At 52.1% G+C, this 5054-nt stretch carries 4 tRNA genes and 3 rRNA genes; all 7 read right to left on the bottom strand.

Annotated features, from left to right (window positions below):
* Positions 1–2: 2 nt before the first annotated feature.
* A tRNA-Phe gene (locus ACFRAC_RS36470) sits at positions 3–75 on the bottom strand.
* An 8-nt stretch (positions 76–83) separates the two neighbouring features.
* Positions 84–159, bottom strand: a tRNA-Asp gene (locus ACFRAC_RS36475).
* A 3-nt stretch (positions 160–162) separates the two neighbouring features.
* Positions 163–239: transfer RNA gene (locus tag ACFRAC_RS36480), tRNA-Met, on the bottom strand.
* A 21-nt stretch (positions 240–260) separates the two neighbouring features.
* Positions 261–336, bottom strand: a tRNA-Val gene (locus tag ACFRAC_RS36485).
* A gap of 5 nt (positions 337–341) precedes the next feature.
* Positions 342–457, bottom strand: a 5S ribosomal RNA gene (gene rrf / locus ACFRAC_RS36490).
* 48 nt (positions 458–505) lie between these two features.
* Positions 506–3427 (bottom strand): 23S ribosomal RNA (locus ACFRAC_RS36495).
* A gap of 146 nt (positions 3428–3573) precedes the next feature.
* Positions 3574–5054: ribosomal RNA gene (locus ACFRAC_RS36500) — 16S ribosomal RNA — on the bottom strand; the annotation flags it as partial.

The following is a 5054-nucleotide window of genomic DNA, read 5'->3' on the forward strand; positions in this document are numbered from 1 at the left end:
GGTGGCTCGGGACGGAATCGAACCGCCGACACGAGGATTTTCAGTCCTCTGCTCTACCGACTGAGCTACCGAGCCAACATAAATGGCGGTCCCGACCGGGGTCGAACCGGCGATCTCCTGCGTGACAGGCAGGCATGTTAACCACTACACCACGGGACCATTTGGTTGCGGGGACAGGATTTGAACCTGCGACCTTCGGGTTATGAGCCCGACGAGCTACCGAACTGCTCCACCCCGCGATGATATATATATAATTTATATGGTGGAGGATGACGGGATCGAACCGCCGACCCCCTGCTTGTAAGGCAGGTGCTCTCCCAGCTGAGCTAATCCTCCGAATTGCCTGGCAACGTCCTACTCTCACAGGGACAAGGTCCCAACTACCATCGGCGCTAGAGAGCTTAACTTCCGTGTTCGGTATGGGAACGGGTGTGACCTCTCTGCCATCATCACCAAACTATGAAGGTATATTCCTTCAAAACTAGATAACATTGCTTCATATTATATGGTTAAGTCCTCGATCTATTAGTATTCGTCAGCTCCACATGTCACCATGCTTCCACCTCAGACCTATCAACCTGATCATCTTTCAGGGATCTTACTAGCTTGCGCTATGGGAAATCTCATCTTGAGGGGGGCTTCATGCTTAGATGCTTTCAGCACTTATCCCTTCCGCACATAGCTACCCAGCGATGCCCTTGGCAGAACAACTGGTACACCAGCGGTGCGTCCATCCCGGTCCTCTCGTACTAAGGACAGCTCCTCTCAAATTTCCTGCGCCCGCGACGGATAGGGACCGAACTGTCTCACGACGTTCTGAACCCAGCTCGCGTACCGCTTTAATGGGCGAACAGCCCAACCCTTGGGACCGACTACAGCCCCAGGATGCGATGAGCCGACATCGAGGTGCCAAACCTCCCCGTCGATGTGGACTCTTGGGGGAGATAAGCCTGTTATCCCCGGGGTAGCTTTTATCCGTTGAGCGATGGCCCTTCCATGCGGAACCACCGGATCACTAAGCCCGACTTTCGTCCCTGCTCGACTTGTAGGTCTCGCAGTCAAGCTCCCTTATGCCTTTGCACTCTACGAATGATTTCCAACCATTCTGAGGGAACCTTTGGGCGCCTCCGTTACACTTTAGGAGGCGACCGCCCCAGTCAAACTGCCCACCTGACACTGTCTCCCGGGTCGATAAGACCCGTAGGTTAGAATTTCAATACAGTCAGGGCGGTATCCCACCAGCGCCTCCACCGAAGCTAGCGCTCCGGTTTCAATGGCTCCCGCCTATCCTGTACAAACTGTACCAAAATTCAATATCAGGCTACAGTAAAGCTCCACGGGGTCTTTCCGTCCTGTCGCGGGTAACCTGCATCTTCACAGGTACTATAATTTCACCGAGTCTCTGGTTGAGACAGTGCCCAAATCGTTACACCTTTCGTGCGGGTCGGAACTTACCCGACAAGGAATTTCGCTACCTTAGGACCGTTATAGTTACGGCCGCCGTTTACTGGGGCTTCAGTTCAGAGCTTCGCTTACGCTAACCCCTCTCCTTAACCTTCCAGCACCGGGCAGGTGTCAGCCCCTATACTTCGCCTTACGGCTTCGCAGAGACCTGTGTTTTTGCTAAACAGTCGCTTGGGCCTATTCACTGCGGCTTTCCGTTAAGAAAGCACCCCTTCTCCCGAAGTTACGGGGTCATTTTGCCGAGTTCCTTAACCAGAGTTCTCTCGCACACCTTAGGATTCTCTCCTCGCCTACCTGTGTCGGTTTGCGGTACAGGCACCTTTTATCTCGCTAGAAGCTTTTCTTGGCAGCGGGGAATCAAAGACTTCGCTCCATAAGGAGCTTCCCCATCACAGCTCAGCCTTCACGATAAGCGGATTTGCCTACTTATCAGCCTAACTGCTTGGACGTGCACAACCAATCGCACGCTTCTTCTATCCTTCTGCGTCCCTCCATTGCTCAAACGATAAAGAGGTGGTACAGGAATATCAACCTGTTGTCCATCGCCTACGCCTGTCGGCCTCGGCTTAGGTCCTGACTAACCCTGAGCGGACGAGCCTTCCTCAGGAAACCTTAGGCATTCGGTGGACGGGATTCTCACCCGTCTTTCGCTACTCATACCGGCATTCTCACTTCTAAGCGCTCCACCAGTCCTTCCGGTCTGACTTCACTGCACTTAGAACGCTCCCCTACCACTGATACCATTGGTATCAATTCGCAGCTTCGGTGGTGTATTTAGCCCCGGTACATTTTCGGCGCAGAGTCACTCGACTAGTGAGCTATTACGCACTCTTTAAATGGTGGCTGCTTCTAAGCCAACATCCTAGTTGTCTAAGCAACTCCACATCCTTTTCCACTTAATACACACTTTGGGACCTTAGCTGGCGGTCTGGGCTGTTTCCCTCTTGACTACGGATCTTATCACTCGCAGTCTGACTCCTAAGGATAAGTCATTGGCATTCGGAGTTTGACTGAATTCGGTAATCCGATGAGGACCCCTAGTTCAATCAGTGCTCTACCTCCAAGACTCTTACACTTAAGGCTAGCCCTAAAGCTATTTCGGGGAGAACCAGCTATCTCCAGGTTCGATTGGAATTTCTCCGCTACCCACACCTCATCCCCGCACTTTTCAACGTGCGTGGGTTCGGGCCTCCATTCAGTGTTACCTGAACTTCACCCTGGACATGGGTAGATCACCTGGTTTCGGGTCTACGACCACGTACTAAACGCCCTATTCAGACTCGCTTTCGCTGCGGCTCCGCCTCTTCAGCTTAACCTCGCACGGGATCGTAACTCGCCGGTTCATTCTACAAAAGGCACGCCATCACCCATTAACGGGCTCTGACTATTTGTAGGCACACGGTTTCAGGATCTCTTTCACTCCCCTTCCGGGGTGCTTTTCACCTTTCCCTCACGGTACTGGTTCACTATCGATCACTAGGGAGTATTTAGCCTTGGGAGATGGTCCTCCCAGATTCCGACGGAATTTCACGTGTTCCGCCGTACTCAGGATACATTCAAGAGAGAACGAAGTTTCGACTACGGGGTTGTTACCCTCTACGACGGACCTTTCCAGGTCGCTTCGTCTACCTCGTTCCTTTGTAACTCCGTATAGAATGTCCTACAACCCCAAGAGGCAAGCCTCTTGGTTTGGGCTATGTTCCGTTTCGCTCGCCGCTACTCAGGAAATCGCATTTGCTTTCTCTTCCTCCAGGTACTTAGATGTTTCAGTTCCCTGGGTCTGTCTTCCTTACCCTATGTATTCAGGTAAGGATACCATACCATTACGTATGGTGGGTTTCCCCATTCGGAAATCTTCGGATCAAAGCTTACTTACAGCTCCCCGAAGCATATCGGCGTTAGTCCCGTCCTTCATCGACTCCTAGTGTCAAGGCATCCACCGTGCGCCCTTTCTAACTTAACCAAACTAAAATTAAAAAAATATGAGCTACACTGTTATCTAGTTTTCAAAGAACATACATTTATATATGAGAGATAGTTCTCTCAAAACTGAACAAAACGAAACACGGAAACTTATATTGATGAACAGCGTTCATCAATTCTCCATAGAAAGGAGGTGATCCAGCCGCACCTTCCGATACGGCTACCTTGTTACGACTTCACCCCAATCATCTGTCCCACCTTAGGCGGCTGGCTCCAAAAAGGTTACCCCACCGACTTCGGGTGTTACAAACTCTCGTGGTGTGACGGGCGGTGTGTACAAGGCCCGGGAACGTATTCACCGCGGCATGCTGATCCGCGATTACTAGCGATTCCAGCTTCATGTAGGCGAGTTGCAGCCTACAATCCGAACTGAGAACGGTTTTATGAGATTAGCTCCACCTCGCGGTCTTGCAGCTCTTTGTACCGTCCATTGTAGCACGTGTGTAGCCCAGGTCATAAGGGGCATGATGATTTGACGTCATCCCCACCTTCCTCCGGTTTGTCACCGGCAGTCACCTTAGAGTGCCCAACTTAATGATGGCAACTAAGATCAAGGGTTGCGCTCGTTGCGGGACTTAACCCAACATCTCACGACACGAGCTGACGACAACCATGCACCACCTGTCACTCTGCTCCCGAAGGAGAAGCCCTATCTCTAGGGTTTTCAGAGGATGTCAAGACCTGGTAAGGTTCTTCGCGTTGCTTCGAATTAAACCACATGCTCCACCGCTTGTGCGGGCCCCCGTCAATTCCTTTGAGTTTCAGCCTTGCGGCCGTACTCCCCAGGCGGAGTGCTTAATGCGTTAGCTGCAGCACTAAAGGGCGGAAACCCTCTAACACTTAGCACTCATCGTTTACGGCGTGGACTACCAGGGTATCTAATCCTGTTTGCTCCCCACGCTTTCGCGCCTCAGTGTCAGTTACAGACCAGAAAGTCGCCTTCGCCACTGGTGTTCCTCCATATCTCTACGCATTTCACCGCTACACATGGAATTCCACTTTCCTCTTCTGCACTCAAGTCTCCCAGTTTCCAATGACCCTCCACGGTTGAGCCGGGGGCTTTCACATCAGACTTAAGAAACCGCCTGCGAGCCCTTTACGCCCAATAATTCCGGACAACGCTTGCCACCTACGTATTACCGCGGCTGCTGGCACGTAGTTAGCCGTGGCTTTCTGGTTAGGTACCGTCAAGGTACCGCCCTATTCGAACGGTACTTGTTCTTCCCTAACAACAGAGTTTTACGACCCGAAAGCCTTCATCACTCACGCGGCGTTGCTCCGTCAGACTTTCGTCCATTGCGGAAGATTCCCTACTGCTGCCTCCCGTAGGAGTCTGGGCCGTGTCTCAGTCCCAGTGTGGCCGATCACCCTCTCAGGTCGGCTACGCATCGTTGCCTTGGTGAGCCGTTACCTCACCAACTAGCTAATGCGCCGCGGGTCCATCTATAAGTGACAGCCGAAGCCGCCTTTCAATTTCGAACCATGCAGTTCAAAATATTATCCGGTATTAGCCCCGGTTTCCCGGAGTTATCCCAGTCTTATGGGCAGGTTACCCACGTGTTACTCACCCGTCCGCCGCTAACTTCATAAGAGCAAGCTCTCAATCC

It is taken from the genome of Streptomyces sp. NPDC056628, from assembly GCF_042792555.1.
Taxonomy (GTDB): Bacteria; Actinomycetota; Actinomycetes; order Streptomycetales; family Streptomycetaceae; genus Streptomyces.